Source organism: Mycobacterium sp. VKM Ac-1816D (assembly GCF_000416385.1).
In the GTDB taxonomy this organism is placed as follows: Bacteria; Actinomycetota; Actinomycetes; order Mycobacteriales; family Mycobacteriaceae; genus Mycobacterium; species Mycobacterium neoaurum_A.
In genome coordinates, this window is the sequence record NZ_AOHQ01000144.1 from 267,215 (window position 1) to 281,645 (window position 14,431).

Annotated in this window: 17 protein-coding genes; 11 read left to right on the forward strand and 6 right to left on the reverse strand. The window is 65.7% G+C overall.

Annotated elements, in window-relative coordinates; genetic code table 11:
• Nucleotides 1–7 precede the first annotated feature (7 nt).
• On the forward strand, nt 8–709 hold the full coding sequence (locus G154_RS23095) for a LysR family substrate-binding domain-containing protein (protein ID WP_019514565.1): 702 nt from the start codon (nt 8–10) through the stop codon (nt 707–709).
• A gap of 22 nt (nt 710–731) precedes the next feature.
• Here the strand turns inward: G154_RS23095 and G154_RS23100 are convergent, their stop codons facing one another.
• From G154_RS23100 to G154_RS23110, 3 genes are all read right to left on the reverse strand, one after another.
• Entirely contained in the window at nt 732–1,097 is a 366-nt protein-coding gene (locus G154_RS23100) for a hypothetical protein (RefSeq protein ID WP_019514566.1), read from the reverse strand.
• Between the two features lie 125 nt (nt 1,098–1,222).
• A complete protein-coding gene (locus G154_RS23105) occupies nt 1,223–1,639 on the reverse strand; it encodes a VOC family protein (protein WP_019514567.1) in 417 nt (138 codons plus the stop codon).
• Nucleotides 1,640–1,729: 90 nt separating this feature from the next.
• Nucleotides 1,730–2,914: an NAD(P)/FAD-dependent oxidoreductase gene (locus G154_RS23110; RefSeq protein ID WP_023985541.1), complete on the reverse strand. Its 1,185-nt coding sequence runs from the start codon at nt 2,912–2,914 to the stop codon at nt 1,730–1,732.
• Nucleotides 2,915–3,065: 151 nt separating this feature from the next.
• Here G154_RS23110 and G154_RS23115 point away from each other — a divergent pair, with 151 nt between their 5' ends.
• The 4 genes from G154_RS23115 (at nt 3,066) to G154_RS26600 (ending at nt 5,648) form a co-directional block, all read left to right on the forward strand.
• Nucleotides 3,066–3,815, forward strand: a complete 750-nt coding sequence (locus G154_RS23115; RefSeq protein WP_023985542.1) for a TetR/AcrR family transcriptional regulator — start codon at nt 3,066–3,068, stop codon at nt 3,813–3,815.
• Nucleotides 3,816–3,923: 108 nt separating this feature from the next.
• On the forward strand, nt 3,924–4,898 hold the full coding sequence (nrdF, locus tag G154_RS23120) for a class 1b ribonucleoside-diphosphate reductase subunit beta (RefSeq protein WP_023985543.1): 975 nt from the start codon (nt 3,924–3,926) through the stop codon (nt 4,896–4,898).
• A gap of 134 nt (nt 4,899–5,032) precedes the next feature.
• On the forward strand, nt 5,033–5,353 hold the full coding sequence (locus G154_RS23125; protein ID WP_019514571.1) for a hypothetical protein: 321 nt from the start codon (nt 5,033–5,035) through the stop codon (nt 5,351–5,353).
• Nucleotides 5,354–5,474: 121 nt separating this feature from the next.
• On the forward strand, nt 5,475–5,648 hold the full coding sequence (locus G154_RS26600; protein ID WP_155944853.1) for a hypothetical protein: 174 nt from the start codon (nt 5,475–5,477) through the stop codon (nt 5,646–5,648).
• Here G154_RS26600 and G154_RS23130 read toward each other — a convergent pair.
• Nucleotides 5,638–7,146 carry a GAF domain-containing sensor histidine kinase gene (locus G154_RS23130; protein ID WP_031601420.1) on the reverse strand — a complete coding sequence of 503 codons (1,509 nt, stop codon included), beginning with the start codon at nt 7,144–7,146 and terminating at the stop codon, nt 5,638–5,640. The genes G154_RS26600 and G154_RS23130 overlap by 11 nt on opposite strands.
• A gap of 102 nt (nt 7,147–7,248) precedes the next feature.
• On the opposite strand from G154_RS23130, the gene G154_RS23135 reads away from it, so the two are divergent.
• A complete protein-coding gene (locus G154_RS23135; RefSeq protein WP_019514573.1) occupies nt 7,249–7,596 on the forward strand; it encodes a response regulator transcription factor in 348 nt (115 codons plus the stop codon).
• Here G154_RS23135 and G154_RS23140 read toward each other — a convergent pair.
• Nucleotides 7,593–8,246, reverse strand: coding sequence for a response regulator transcription factor (locus tag G154_RS23140; RefSeq protein ID WP_019514574.1), 654 nt, complete (start codon nt 8,244–8,246; stop codon nt 7,593–7,595). The two genes, G154_RS23135 and G154_RS23140, sit on opposite strands and share 4 nt — an antisense overlap.
• 178 nt (nt 8,247–8,424) lie before the next feature.
• Here G154_RS23140 and G154_RS23145 point away from each other — a divergent pair, with 178 nt between their 5' ends.
• From G154_RS23145 to G154_RS23165, 5 genes are read left to right on the forward strand one after another with little or no spacing between them, the layout of a single operon-like run.
• Complete coding sequence (locus tag G154_RS23145) at nt 8,425–9,471, forward strand: cupin domain-containing protein (protein ID WP_023985544.1); 1,047 nt, start codon at nt 8,425–8,427, stop codon at nt 9,469–9,471.
• A complete protein-coding gene (locus tag G154_RS23150) occupies nt 9,468–11,648 on the forward strand; it encodes a xanthine dehydrogenase family protein molybdopterin-binding subunit (protein WP_019514576.1) in 2,181 nt (726 codons plus the stop codon). The genes G154_RS23145 and G154_RS23150 overlap by 4 nt, the downstream gene beginning before the upstream one ends.
• Nucleotides 11,645–12,154 (forward strand): (2Fe-2S)-binding protein, encoded by a 510-nt coding sequence (locus G154_RS23155; protein ID WP_019514577.1) that lies wholly within the window; start codon nt 11,645–11,647, stop codon nt 12,152–12,154. The genes G154_RS23150 and G154_RS23155 overlap by 4 nt, the downstream gene beginning before the upstream one ends.
• The gene (locus G154_RS23160) at nt 12,151–13,140 is read left to right on the forward strand and encodes a xanthine dehydrogenase family protein subunit M (RefSeq protein WP_019514578.1); all 990 of its coding nucleotides are present in this window, start codon (nt 12,151–12,153) and stop codon (nt 13,138–13,140) included. The genes G154_RS23155 and G154_RS23160 overlap by 4 nt, the downstream gene beginning before the upstream one ends.
• Nucleotides 13,137–13,469 (forward strand): DUF3349 domain-containing protein, encoded by a 333-nt coding sequence (locus G154_RS23165; RefSeq protein WP_019514579.1) that lies wholly within the window; start codon nt 13,137–13,139, stop codon nt 13,467–13,469. The genes G154_RS23160 and G154_RS23165 overlap by 4 nt, the downstream gene beginning before the upstream one ends.
• A gap of 76 nt (nt 13,470–13,545) precedes the next feature.
• Here G154_RS23165 and G154_RS23170 read toward each other — a convergent pair whose 3' ends face one another.
• Nucleotides 13,546–14,355, reverse strand: a complete 810-nt coding sequence (locus G154_RS23170; protein WP_019514580.1) for a DUF6498-containing protein — start codon at nt 14,353–14,355, stop codon at nt 13,546–13,548.
• Between the last annotated feature and the right edge of the window lie 76 nt (nt 14,356–14,431).

A 14,431-nucleotide genomic window follows, 5' to 3' on the forward strand; every position in this document is an offset into this window, starting at 1 on the left:
TGACCAGGTGACCCAGCCCAGCCTTGCCGTCGGGTACATCCCCGGCGCGACCCCGGCGAAGTGGGCACGGGTGTGGGCCGAGCGGCATCCCGATATCGCATTGCGGCTGAGCGCCGTGGAGGCGGCGGATGCGGTCGACGCCGTGCGAACAGGAGCCGTCGACGTCGCATTGTTGCGACCGCCCGTCGACCCCAGTGGGTTGGCCGTCATCCCGCTCTATGCCGAGACCACGGTGGTGGTGCTACCCGTCGACCATCTGATGACAGCCCTCGACGAGGTCTCCGCCGCCGATCTGGCCGATGAACCCGTCGTCATACCGCTCGACGATGTCGTCGGCTGGTCGGCCGGCGTTCCGGTGGAGCACCGGCCGGAAACCACCAAGGACGCAACGGAACTCGTCGCCGCCGGGATGGGGTTGTTGGTTGTGCCGCAATCGCTGGCGCGGCTGCACCACCGCAAGGACCTCAGCTATCGGCCGATATCGGACGCTCCCGCCTGTCCGGTGGCGCTCGCTTTTCCCGACCGTGAGCAGACTCCGCTGGTCGAGGAATTCGTCGGCATCGTGCGTGGGCGTACATCGAGCTCGTCGAGAGGTCGCGCCGAACCGGCGCCCAAGCGCACCGCGCGTGAGAAAACACTGGCCAAGCAAGCCGCGCGCGCGGCGGCAGGCAAAACCGCGGGTAAACCCGTCAAGCGTGGGCGCCGGTGAGCGCCGAACCGCTGGCCGCGGGTCAGGCCGAGTAGTAGTCGTTGCCTCGGGAGAATTCGACGAAGACACAATCGTGCTCTCCGACGGTCCACGCGTCGTGGCCGGGCGGCAACAGCATCACATCGCCGGCGGAGAAGATGTCCTCCGTGCCGTCGGTCATGCGGACCGCGAGCTTGCCGGCCAGTACCAAGGCGACGTGCGGTAGTCCGCACAATTCGGTGCCCGCATAATCCTTCAGGTCGTTCGACCACCGCGCGCCCCGCGCGAAGGTCACTTCGGTGACCGAGACGCCATCCAGCTCGGCGGTGCGCTTGGAGATCAAGCCGTGGACATCGCTCGGGATGTCGGCAAGCCGAGCCTTCTGCATCGTCGGGTTGGCACGCACCATTGCATTTCTCCATTCACCGCGGAAACGGTCCTGAGACCAGCTGATTTACTGCGTCGATGAGTTTACGTGGCGGCACTGTCGCAACACGTGCCCGGCGAATCTCGCGACCTTGGGGTAGTGGCAGCTCAAATCGTCAGCGTGCCATCGTCATTGATGGTCCAGTCCGGGTTGAGGGCGACCTCCCAGACGTGGCCGTCCAGATCGGCGAAGTAGCCGGAGTAACCGCCCCAGAACACCTTTTCGGCAGGTTTGAGGATGGTGCCGCCGGCGGCGGCTGCCTGCTCCAGCACGGCATCGACATCGGCCTCGGAGCGCTGATTGATGGCGATGGTGATGCCGGAGAACCGGCCGTCGACCTGATGCTGGGCGTCCGCGGCCAGTTCCGCGCGCCCGAACAGCCCCAGCGCGATGCCGGGAAGCTGGTAGAAGACCACCCCGCCGGGCGCGGCGGCGGGCTTCCAGCCAAGCCCCTGCTCGTAGAACCCGCGGGCCCTGTCCAGATCGTCCACCCCGAGGGTGATCAGGCTGATGCGCTGTTCCATATGCCGAAGGCTACGCACGTACACCGACACATCCGGTGTCACCGTTCGTCCGGTCGCCCATGGCCTCGGTCCACCCGAGGCCACCGACATCTATTTGGTCGAGTGCTGCGGACCCTGGGCCTTCTTGTACAGCGCCTTGAGCATCCGATCCCGGAACGCGGCATTGTCGATGAGCTTGATGCCGGCATCGGCGAGCTTCGGGTAGCCGATCAGCTTGTGCATGTACCGGCCCCGGCGATACTCCTTGCCCCACGCCGCTTCCATGCGCTGGGCGTAGTTGGTGAAATCGTCGGGCCCGCCATTGTTCAGCGCGGCGAGCGCACACTCTCCGGCGGCCAGCCCCGATTCCAGGGCCTTGGAGATGCCCGCACCCGAAGCGGGCTTGCCCGCGCCCAGTGAATCGCCGGTGAACAGCACACCGGGCCGCCACGGCGGCCAGGCGGTGAAGCCCATCGGCAGGCGCCACGCGCGCACGCTCTTGTTCTTCTTGAGCTCTTCGATGGGCGGTGCTTCCCATTCGGCAGGCAGGCTGCGCAGGAACTCGCCGAGGAACTGGGTGGCGTTGATGGCCTGCCAGTTCTTGTAGCTGTTCACATATCCCAGACCGATGTTGAAGACGTTGTTGCCCATCGGGAACACCCACCCATACCCAGGCAGCTGGTCGCCCTGGAACAACAGCTTGAGATAGATGTCGAGGCTGTCGTTGTCGGGCCGGTTGAGGTGCATCTCGGACCGGATCGCGATCGCGGAGTAGCCGTTGTAGTCCGAATCGATCTTCAGCGCACGCTTGATGGGGGAGTAGGCACCGTCGGCGGCGATCACCGCGTCGCCGAGCACCTTCTCGCCGCTCTTGAGTACGACGCCGACCACGCGGCCGCTGGCGTCGATCTCGGGTCCGGCCACCTCGGCGCCCTGGCGGATCTCGGCACCGGCGGACTCGGCATGCTTGAGCAGCACGGTGTCCAGGTGCTCGCGAGCCACGGTGTGTCCGTGGTCGGGCATCCCCGGTCGGCGCGGGAACGACAGTTCCCAGGCGCTTGGGCTGTAGACCGTGACCTTGTTGACCCGGTGATAAGTCGCGACCTCGTCGGCCAGGCCCATCTTCTGCAGATAACTCACGGCGCGGGCGGTCAACCCGTCACCGCAGGGTTTGGATCGCGGGAACTCGGCCTTGTCCAGCACCACCACGCGGGCACCGGTCTGGGCGGCCTGCCACGCAGCGGCTGAGCCGGAGGGGCCGCCACCTGCGATCACTACGTCATATCGGGGTGTCATTCGCTCGTCTCGGTGAGTGTGGGCATGACATGGCGATGCTACTCGTAAGGTTCGCCGAGTGTCGCGCGAGCAAAGTCTCGGTAGGTACCGACTGCCGGGCGATGCGGGGCTGTCCGAGCAGGTCAGCGAACCCTCCCGGTACAGTAGACGGGTGCGTAGACCATCCATTCCGCTCACCGGGCAGCCCGGGGTGAAGGTTGACGCGCGCAGCGAGCGATGGCGCGAGCACCGCAAGAAGGTCCGCGCGGAGATCGTCGAGGCGGCGTTCCGCGCCATCGACCGGCTCGGACCCAACGTCAGCGTGCGCGAGATCGCCGAAGAGGCGGGGACGGCGAAGCCGAAGATCTACCGGCACTTCACCGACAAGTCCGACATGTTCGCCCAGATCGGCGAGCGTATGCGTGACATGCTGTACGCGGCCGTCATCCCCTCGATCGATATCGAATCAGACTCGGCACGTCAGGTGATCGGTCGTGCCGTCGAGCACTACGTCGAGCTGGTCGACCAACATCCCAACGTGGTCCGTTTCCTGCTGCAGGGCCGGTTCGCCGACCATTCGGCGGCCGCCATGTCCACGGTCAACCGCGGTCGGGACATCACGCTGGCGATCGCCGAGATGGTCAGCGGCGAACTCAAGGACATGAACCTCAAGCCCGAGGTGTTCGAACTTGCGGCGTTCGCGCTGTTCGGCACCGCGGCCTCGGCCACCGATTGGTGGCTGGGTGGCAACGATGACAACAGCCGCCGGATGCCCGCCGAGGACTTCGTGGCGCACATGACGACGATCATGATGGGTGCGGTCAACGGCACCGCCGAGCTGATGGGCGTCGAGATCGACCCTGACCAGCCGATCCACGACGCGGTGCGGCGCCAGGACAGCTCCGAGCACGCCGTCGGTTGAGTCCGATCAACGACACGCCAGACACAAGTTCTGGTGTTGGCGCGCGTTGTCGGCCCCCAGTTGTAGTGTCGTGGCAGCCACTCATCACGTAGCGAATTGGGGTCCAAGGTGTCCGATGGAATCAAGCTGATCGACCGTGTCTCGGCCATCAACTGGAACCGCCTGCAAGACGACAAGGACGCCGAGGTCTGGGAGCGACTCACCGGCAATTTCTGGCTTCCCGAGAAGGTGCCGGTGTCCAACGACATCCCGTCCTGGGGCACGCTCAACGACCACGAGAAGCAGCTCACCATGCGGGTGTTCACCGGGCTGACGCTGCTGGACACCATCCAGGGCACCGTCGGCGCGGTCAGCCTGATTCCCGATGCGCTCACGCCGCACGAAGAGGCCGTCTACACCAACATCGCGTTCATGGAGTCGGTGCACGCGAAGAGCTACAGCAACATCTTCTCGACACTGTGCTCGACGGCCGAGATCGACGAGGCGTTCCGCTGGTCGGAGGAGAATCCGAACCTGCAGCGCAAGGCGCAGATCGTGATGGACTTCTACAAGGGTGACGACCCGCTCAAGCGCAAGGTCGCCTCCACCCTGCTGGAGAGCTTCCTGTTCTACTCCGGCTTCTACCTGCCGATGTACTGGTCCAGCCGGGCCAAGCTGACCAACACCGCCGACATGATCCGGCTGATCATCCGCGACGAGGCCGTGCACGGCTACTACATCGGCTACAAGTACCAGAAGGGTCTGGCCGCCGAGACCGAGACGCGTAAGCAGGAACTCAAGGATTACACCTACGAGTTGCTCTTCGAGCTCTACGACAACGAGACCGAATACACCCAGGATCTCTACGACGGTGTCGGGCTCACGGAGGACGTGAAGAAGTTCCTGCGCTACAACGCCAACAAGGCGCTGATGAACCTCGGCTACGAGGCGCTGTTCCCCAAGGACGAGACCGACGTCAACCCGGCCATCCTGTCGGCCTTGAGCCCCAATGCCGACGAGAACCACGACTTCTTCTCCGGCTCCGGGTCCTCCTATGTGATCGGAAAGGCCGTCGTCACCGAGGACGAGGACTGGGACTTCTGATCTTGTTGCCACAGCAAAGACTGTGGCAAGCCTGGGCATCGCAGTCTTTCGCCCGATGAAGTGGACTTCTGTGTGCTAGACACGCAAGAAGTATCGGCAGTCCGCTAACGGAGTCGAGGATCGGGGGATCGGCGATGACCGATGTCGACGGCGCGTCGCCCGCCGAGGAGACCCAGACCCCGTCCTCGGGCTGGCGCAACCTGGTGAAGGCTCTGAGCCCGAGAACCGTGTGGCAGATGGCCGACGGTCAACCGGTGGTGCTCAAGCAGTTCGTCCAGTTCTGCCTGATCATCGTCTATCCAGGGTGGGTGGCCGGGATCCTGCTGTGCTTGGCGGTCTACGGATTGTTCTACGTCACCGTGTATCCCGTCCTGTGGGTGGTGTTCTGGCCGGTGCGGGCGTGGATGAAGAAGAACCGTCCCGTCGAGTACGCGGAGAGCCAGCGCAAGAAGTGAGCGTTTGTGCGTCGTCTCACGTGGGCATTCTCACGAAGTTCACGGCTTTCGTTGAGGTCCCTCATCGGTTCGCAGCGGAGTGTGGACGGTGACGGTCGGACACCGGCGCAAGGAGAACATCATGGCTGCGTCCAGCATCAGCGATAGCAACGTCGTCGAGCTTTCCCCCCGGCGCGCCCAGCGCAACCTGCGGGCATTGCGCGAAGCCCAACGTCGTCACCCGTCCTACCTGGGACAACTCGCCCGGGAGCGGACGGCCACGCCGCCCTGTCGGGTACTGCCGTTCAGCCGCTGACCGGCGCGGGGACCACCGCAGTCACGGTGGTGCCGCCGCCGGGTGGGCTGTCGATGTCCAACTGACCCGACAGCGCCTCCACGCGGTCGCGCAACCCGCCGAGCCCCGAACCGGCGCCGGCGACAGCACCCCCGACACCGTCGTCACTGACCGACAGCGTCAGCACCCCGTCGGCGGCGGCAACACGAACGATCACGACCTCGGCCTCGGCGTACTTGGCGGCATTGGTCAGCGACTCGGCGACCACGTAATACGCCGCGACCTCGACGGATTCCGGCAACCGGGTGTCGACGTCGATATCCAGCTCGACGGGAATGGTGCACCGGCGCGCCAGGGCCCGCAGCGCCGGGCGCAAACCCCCGCGCGACAAGACTGCCGGATGCATGCCGCGAGAAAGCTCCTGCAGATCGGTGTGCAGTTCGGCCAGCCCATCGACGACCCGCCCCAGCTCGGCGCGCAGGGACGCATCCGTGGCGGCCGCTTCGACGGCGCGCAGTTCCAGACTCAACGAGACGATCCGCTGCTGGGCACCGTCGTGCAGATCGCGTTCGAAACCGCGCCGGGCCTCGTCGGCGGCCGCGACCAACCGGGCCCGGGAGGCCGTCAAGGCGGCGCGCGTCTCGGTGTTGGCGATCGCGGTGGACACCAGGTCGGCGAAATCTCCGAGATGGTCCTCGCAACTGCGGGAGATCGATGCGGGTCGACGAGCCCCGACCAGCAGCGCGCCGCGCACCGCGCCCCCGACCATCAGCGGCGCACCGGCACCGCACCGGACTCCCAACTGGTGCAATCGCTGGGCGATGGGCCCGGCGGCACCGGCATAGTCGTCGATGCGTGCCGGCGCTCCCGATGCGTAGATCTGACCACTCATATTGTCGCCTGACAACGAAAACTCTTCACCCACACCGAAACCTGGCACCTCGGGAAGATCGTGCGCGGCCATCACCAAGCAGCTGCCGTCCGGGCGGAAACGCACCAGGGTGACATGATCGACGGCGAGACTGTGCGCCAGTTCGCGCACCGCGACCTGGTAGATCTCGGACAGGTCTGCCGCCCGGGCCACCAAGGTCGCCAGCCGACGCAACGCGGCCTGCTGGCGAGCCAGACCCAGGGCCTCCTTCCGACGCTGTTCGGCCTCGGCCGCACGCAGCCGGGCCTGTCCCACCAACACGTTGGTCAGCAGCGCCAATGTCAGGAACACCGCCAACGCCGGAGCCAGCGAATCGCGCCCCTCCAGATGCAGGTATGCATACACCGCTGCGCTGGCCAGAGATGTCGCGATGGCCAGCGGGAAATCCCAGCCGGCCGAGACCACGAGCACACCCAGCAACAACAGTGCCCCGAAGGCGTTCTCCGGGGCGACGATGCGAAGTGCCGCAACCAGGCCGACCTCGGCCGCCAGGAATCCCAGCGCGACGAGGATGCCGACCCACAACGGTCGCGCGGTCGGGCGCACGACCTGTGCCAACGCCCGGCTCGAAAGGGTTCGCCAGTTCACGCCGATGATCGTAGGAGTTGGCAACCGTACTGGAGGTGGCGGAACCAGAAGATTCCCGTTAACAGGAATGCCGGCGCGGCAACGGCCTGCCACCCTGGAGTCATGGATGCCGCACGCTGTTTGATCGTCGACGATAGTGCCGCATTCTGTGCTGCCGCGCGCAGCATGTTGGAACGCGGGGGATTCGAGGTCGTGGGGACCGCCGGCGACGCGGACGAGGCAGTACGCATGACCGCTCAGTTGCGTCCCGATATCGCGTTGGTGGATGTCGACCTGGGAACCGACAGCGGGTTCGACGTCGCCAGGCAACTCGACGGGGTGCGGGTGATCCTCACCTCGACCCACGACGAACAGGACTTCGCGGACCTGATTGTGGCCAGTCCCGCGCTCGGATTCTTGCCCAAGTTGACCCTGTCACCGGACCGCATCCGGGAACTGATCGGTCGCTAACGTGATTCCAGGAACATGATCACGGCGCGCACGCGGCGATGATCGTCACCGGTCTCGGGCAGATCGAGCTTGGTGAGGATGCTGCGGACGTGCTTCTCGACGGTTCCCTCGGTGACCCACAGCCGCCGGCCGATACCCGCATTGGACAACCCTTCGGCCATCAGCGTCAGCACCTCGCGCTCGCGGGCACTCAGCGCAGCCAACGGATCATTGCGGCGGCGCGCCGACACCAATTCGGCGACCAGCGCCGGGTCGACCACGGATGCGCCATTGGCGATGCGGCGCACGGTGTCCACGAAATCGGACACGTCGGTCACCCGGCTCTTCAACAGGTATCCGATGCTGCGCCCACCGGCGAGCAGTTCCATCGCATGGTCGACGTCGACATGAGCCGACAACACCAGGATCGCGGTCTCCGGTGAGCGTTCCCGGATGGTGCGGGCTGCGTCCAGGCCCTCGGCGTCATGGTTGGGCGGCATGCGGATGTCCACCAGGACGAGATCCGGTTGCTCCTTGTCGACCAGTGCCAACAGCTCGGTGGCGTCCCCGGCCTGCCCGGCGATCTCGAAACCTTCGCGTTGCAGCAGGCTGGCAAGCCCCTCCCGCAGTAGTACATCGTCATCGGCGATGACTACTCGCAATGTGCTCATGCCGTCCTCTCAGCCTCGCCCGTTCGGCGCGGCGATATTGTCGCACCCGGCGGCCCGCCGCACCGGTCGGACGACCGAACATGGGGGCTAGCCGGTACGTCCGTGTCGGGAAATCCGTTGCCGCCAATGCAGGTCAACTTCGTCGACCGGGCCGCCGGCGAGGAGCATGCTGACATTCATGACCACCGCACCGTGCCGCAACACCCACCGCATCTCGCTGCTCGGCAGCGATGATGTCGAACGCAGTGAACTCGGATCGATCCAGCGCGTGACCGCCGACAGTTTTCCGATCCTGAAGAATCTCTCCATCAAGAGGCTGGTGCTCAACCCGGGTGTCATGCGCACTCCGCACTGGCACGCCAACGCCAACGAACTGACCTACTGTGTTGCCGGTACCGCGCTGGTGTCCGTGCTGGACAACGGCAGCCGATTCGCCAGTTTCGTGGTCACGGCCGGACAGATGTTCCACATCGATTCCGGCGCACTGCATCACATCGAAAACATCGGCACCGAGCCGTGCGAGTTCATCATCGCCTTCCGCAACGAGCGACCGGAGGACTTCGGGTTCGGGGCCACCATGGGCGCCTTCAGCGATGCCGTGCTGGGCAACACCTACGATCTGCCGACCGCAGATATCGCCAAGATCCATCGCGACACCCGGGACCGCACCCTCGCCGCAGTGGCAGGGGAGCCCGATGTTCCGCCGAGTGCCTACTTCAAGGATCCGCACCGATTCGACATCGAGGCTCAGCCACCCGGGCTGACCTACGCCTACGGCAACGCCCGGTTCGCCAGAGACCAGTTCTGGCCCGCGCTCAAGGACATCTCGATGTATTCGCTCCGCGTCGGCGAGGATGGCATGCGCGAGCCGCACTGGCATCCCGTGACCGCCGAGATGGGCTATGTGCAGAGTGGCGAGGCCCGGATGACCATCATGAATCCCGATGGGACACTGGACACCTGGAACCTGGCGGCCGGTGACGTTTACTTCATCCCGCGCGCGTACCCGCACCACATCGAGAACATCGGTGCCGATGAGTGGCACTTCCTGATCTTCTTCGATCAGCCGTTCCCCGCAGATATCGGGTACAAGGCGTCGGTGAGCGCGTATTCGCGTTCGGTGCTGGCCGCCGCGTTCGACACCCACATCGACGACCTGCCGGACTTTCCCCGAACGACCGCCGACCCGCTGATCGTGCCGCGCAGCAATCCGCTGGACCGGTGACCGCGCAGATCGGCCGCCCCATCGACCGGGTCGAGGGGCGCGAAAAGGTCACCGGGGCAGCGCGTTACACCGCAGATCACCCGGTTTCCGATCTGGCGTACGCCGTACTGGTGCAATCGGAGGTGGCGCACGCGACCGTGACGGCCGAGTCGGTGGCGGCCGCCACGGCCCGCGCGGCCGCGGCGCCCGGCGTGCTGTACGTCCTGACACCGCTGAACTGTCCGCCACTGCACGTGCTGCCCGAGGACCTCACCTGGGACCTGCCGCTGGAACGGCGTCCGCCGCTGTCGGATCTCACCGTCCAACACGTGGGTCAGCATCTTGCGGTCGTGGTGGCCGAAACCATGCAAGACGCCGTCGCGGCCGCGGATCTGATGGAGTTCACCTATCGCGACGCCCCGGCCCAGCTCAGCGCCGCCGCGGTGATGGCGCAGCCGGTGCCCCCCGACCAGAAGGACGGCCAGATCCGGCACGGCACATATCGTCCCGACCACTTCGTCAAACTCGACGAGGAGAAGCTGCAGGATCACCGCGGGTCGGCCGTGGAACCTTCCGGCGTGCGGGTGGCGGGAAGGTTCACCACGCCGGTCAACACCCACTATCCGATAGAGCTCGCCGCCACCATCGCGTCGTGGGACGGCGAGGACCTGACCGTGTACGACGCCACTCGGTGGATCACCGGTGAGCGGCGGGCGCTGGCGGCCTATCTGGGCATCGACGAAGACCGGGTCCGCATCCTCTCACCGCTGGTCGGCGGAGCGTTCGGTTCGAAGAGCTTTCTGTGGATGCATGTCGTGTTGTGTGCCGTGGCCGCCAAGGAGGTGGGTCGCCCGGTGAAGCTGGTCCTGACCCGCGGACAGATGTTCACCTCCACCGGTCATCGCCCGCGCACCGAACAGCACGTGGCGCTGGTGGCCGATGATGACGGCACGCTGCTGAGCACCGAACAGCACACGGTCACCGAGACATCCACGGTGGCCCACTTCTGCGAGCCCGTCGGTCTGTCGGCGCGTTTCCTCTACCATTCACCGCGCATGGCGGTCTCGCATACCGTGGCCAGGATCAACGCTCCGACACCGTGTTTCATGCGCGGACCGGGGGAGGCGCCCGGCCTGTTCGCGCTGGAAGTCGCAATGGACGAACTGGCGGACGAGCTCGGCGTCGATCCGGTGGCGTTGCGGATGTCCAACGACCCGGACACCGATCAGCCGACCGGTCGCCCGTGGTCGGGCAAACATCTCCGCGACTGCTATCTGCAGGGCGCGGAACGCTTCGGCTGGGCGGACAGGCCATCGGTCCCAAGGGCGATGCGGCGCAACGGTGTTCAGGTCGGCTGGGGAATGGCTACGGCAAGCTATCCGGGACGGCGGATGCCTGCCGGTTGCCGGGTCACGACCACCGACGATGGTCGGGTCCGGTTCGCGGTCGCCACTCACGAGATCGGTACCGGGGTGCGTACGGTGATGACGCAGATTGCTGCCGATGCGACTGGGTTGCCGCTGGATGCGCTGAGTTTCGAGTCAGGGGATTCGGCCTTCGCCGATGCCCCCTACAGCGGAGCATCGCAGACGACCGCGACCGTCGGCTCCGCGGTCGATCTCGCCGGGCGGCAGTGGCGGCAGCGACTCGGGTGTCCGGTCACGTCCGCCGCCGAGTTGCGTGATGTTCTCGCGGCCACGCCGGGACTGGCCGACCGACTGAGCTTCACGGCCGTCAGCGATGGACCGGCCGACACGGGTCCGCTGTCCCAGTCGTTCGGTGCGCACTTCTGCGAGGTCGAGGTCGACGAGGAGATCGGGCGAGCGAGCGTCACCCGATGGACCGCCGTGATGGACTGTGGGCGGGTGCTCAATCCGAAGCTGGCGACCAATCAGGTGATGGGCGGCATCATCTTCGGCCTGGGCATGGCACTGCTGGAGCAGGTGCCCTTCGACGAGAATTCGGGCGTTCCGCTCGGTGAGTACTACGTGCCGACCCACGCCGATATCCCGGACTTCGACATCACCTTCATCGACACCCCGGACTACGGCCTCGATCCGGTCGGGGTGCGCGGAATCGGCGAGATCGGGACCTGCGGGGTACCCGCCGCGATTGCCAACGCCATCTATCACGCCACCGGTAAACGGATACACGACCTGCCGATCACGGTGGAATCGCTCCTGGAGGCACAGCCATGACCGAGCTCGACCTGACGATCAATGGAACGCCACGGCAGCTGTGCGTCGATATCCGCACCACTCTGCTCGATCTGTTGCGGGAGAACTTGGGTCTGACCGGGACCAAGAAGGGATGCGATCACGGACTGTGCGGTGCCTGCACGGTGACCGTCGACGGTGAGCGGGTGTTGAGCTGCCTTACCCTTGCGGTGTCCATCGACGGATCAACCGTCGAGACCATCGAATCCGGCGACGAATTGGATTGTGTGCAGCAGGCATTCATCACCCATGACGGCTTTCAATGCGGCTACTGCACGCCCGGCCAGATCACCTCGGCGCGTGCATTGCTGCGTGAGCATGCGCGCGGGGATCTGTCCGCGGCCAGTTTCACCGGTGCCCGATGCAACCTCGCCGAGGGGCCGAAAGAACTGTCCGACGACGAGATTCGGGAGCGGATGGCAGGCAACATCTGTCGCTGTGGTGCCTACGCCAACATTCTCGCCGCCATCAAGGAGGCTGCCCGGTGAAGACCTTCGACTTTGCCCACGCCACCGCCGTCGACGACGCGGTGCGCCGGGGCGCCGACGGTGGCCGGTACTACGCCGGTGGCACCAACCTGCTCGATCTGATGAAACTCGGTGTGGAGTCACCGCCGCTGCTGATCGACATCGGCCGGCTGGATCTGCGTTCGATCACCTCCACGGCGGCCGGTGGCGTGCTGATCGGTGCCGGGGCGACCAACAGTGCGGTGGCCAACCATCAGCTCATCCGGCGTTCGTATCCGATGCTCGCCCAGGCCATCCTCTCCGGCGCCACCACCCAGATCCGCAATATGGCCACCGTCGGTGGCAATCTGATGCAACGTACCCGCTGCCCTTACTTCATGGACGCGACATTCACCCAGTGCAACAAGCGGATTGCCGGCAGCGGGTGCGCGGCGCGGACGGGTTTCAACCGAGAGCATGCACTCTTCGGGGCCAGCGCAGCGTGCGTGGCCGTGCACCCCTCCGATATGGCGGTCGCGCTCGCGGCACTCGATGCGCGGGTGCACGTGCAGGGAACCGACGGCCGGCGGGCCATCGCGATCGCCGACTTCTTCCTGCTGCCAGGGGAACACCCCGAACGCGACAACGTCGTGTGCGCAGGCGAATTGATCATCGGTGTGGAGCTCCCGCCGTCGCCATATGCCCGGCACAGTTGGTACCTGAAGGTGCGCGACCGGCACAGCTACGCGTTTGCCCTGGTGTCGGTGGCCGCCGGAGTGCATCTTGTCGAAGGGAAGATCACCGCGGCCGCCGTGGTGCTCGGCGGGGTCGCCGCCGCACCGTGGCGCGTGGCCGGTGCCGAGCAACAGCTGATCGGCACATCGCCGTCGGATACCGCTTTCGGTGCGGCGGCCGATGCGCTCATTGCCGGTGCTGAGCCGCTGGCGCAGAACGGGTTCAAGATCGGACTGGCCCGCAACAGCGTCGTGCGGGCATTGCGACGGGCCACCGATACACTCGACGAATGAGCGTCTCATCGCTGATGGCGTCAGTGCTGAACTGGTTGCGCGCCGGTTATCCCGACGGCGTTCCCGGCCCCGATCGCGTGCCGCTACTCGCATTGCTGCGCAGCACACCACTGACCGATGACGAGATCAAAGAGGTGGTATGCAACATCGCCGAGGTTGCCGCGCCCGCCGATAACGACGACCCGATCACCCGCGAGGAGATCGAGGCGTTCATCGCCCAGAAGACCCATCACGACCCCGGGCCCGAGAACGTCGCGCGGGTGGCGGCGCGACTGGCAGCAGCGGGCTGGCCACTGGCGGATTTCAGCCAGAGTCCTTCGACGCCCTGACGTTCTCCGGACCGCCGTGCGTGGCCGGCTGTTCTCGCCGTAGTCAAAGCTCCACTGCACCTTCGCAACAGGCGTGTCACGAGTGCGGGTGCCACGGGCGTTCGTTACCCGCGACCCGCTGCCGTTCCTCGGTCTGTTCCTCGGCCCAGAAGTCCTCGAACTTCTTGCCGGGGTGCACATTCGGGAGACGATTGAGGATGTTGCCGAGCCATGCGGGTGGCCGTGCGGGTTTCCACTGCGGCAGTGCGTCACTCAACTGTGCCATGGTCTTCAGGACGACGAACACCCCGAAGAAGGCGGTCGGTGCATCGGTGACGGCGATGGCGACGAACCCGATCAACAGGGTCATGTGCACGACCATGACGCGACCGAGAACTTGGCTGCCGATCTGCTCAAGCTGTCGGAACGGCCAGGTGCGCAGCTGGGTCAGATCCACCAGGAAATCGACCGCCATGAAGGCGAACACGGACAGGCAGCCGAGACCGACGCTGCGCCAATCGACCTGTACCAGGTGCCCGACACCGTTGTGGTTCAGCAGCAACAGCACCGCGCCCAGGAAGACACCGTGCACCGCGGAGAAGCTCAGGCTGATGACCGCGAAGCTGGACATGTAGGTCGACAACGGTTGGCCCCTGCGTCGCCGCCCGTTGACGGTGTAGCGGTAACGACCGTCCTCGTTGCCGGGTGCGTTGTAGTCGAAGTGACCGCGCTTGGGTGACCAGCGTTGGTGCAGTGCGATCCGGCCGAGGATGAACAGTGTGGCGGCTACCGTCTCGAACCAGTACACCGCCAGCGTCGTCGCACCGGACCAGTCCTGGGTGAACCACCCGAACACGGGCACCGCGATCACCCCGAGCATGGACACCAGGTGCACGACGCGGTTCACGCCGAAAATCGTCGCACGCGCGCGACGAAACGGCGGCTCGGTGGGACTGGCTATCGAGGCGGAGAGGGAACCGTCG

Excerpts from the sequence above, each read along its gene's own strand:
- G154_RS23155 (WP_019514577.1), top strand. The coding sequence starts at position 11,645 with ATGACCGAGCTCGACCTGACGATCAATGGAACGCCACGGCAGCTGTGC.
- G154_RS23100 (WP_019514566.1), bottom strand. The coding sequence starts at position 1,097 with ATGGTGCGTGCCAACCCGACGATGCAGAAGGCTCGGCTTGCCGACATC.
- G154_RS23140 (WP_019514574.1), bottom strand. The coding sequence starts at position 8,246 with ATGAGCACATTGCGAGTAGTCATCGCCGATGACGATGTACTACTGCGG.
- G154_RS23145 (WP_023985544.1), top strand. The coding sequence starts at position 8,425 with ATGACCACCGCACCGTGCCGCAACACCCACCGCATCTCGCTGCTCGGC.
- G154_RS23135 (WP_019514573.1), top strand. The coding sequence starts at position 7,249 with ATGGATGCCGCACGCTGTTTGATCGTCGACGATAGTGCCGCATTCTGT.
- G154_RS26600 (WP_155944853.1), top strand. The coding sequence starts at position 5,475 with ATGGCTGCGTCCAGCATCAGCGATAGCAACGTCGTCGAGCTTTCCCCC.
- G154_RS23110 (WP_023985541.1), bottom strand. The coding sequence starts at position 2,914 with ATGACACCCCGATATGACGTAGTGATCGCAGGTGGCGGCCCCTCCGGC.
- G154_RS23165 (WP_019514579.1), top strand. The coding sequence starts at position 13,137 with ATGAGCGTCTCATCGCTGATGGCGTCAGTGCTGAACTGGTTGCGCGCC.
- G154_RS23105 (WP_019514567.1), bottom strand. The coding sequence starts at position 1,639 with ATGGAACAGCGCATCAGCCTGATCACCCTCGGGGTGGACGATCTGGAC.
- G154_RS23125 (WP_019514571.1), top strand. The coding sequence starts at position 5,033 with ATGACCGATGTCGACGGCGCGTCGCCCGCCGAGGAGACCCAGACCCCG.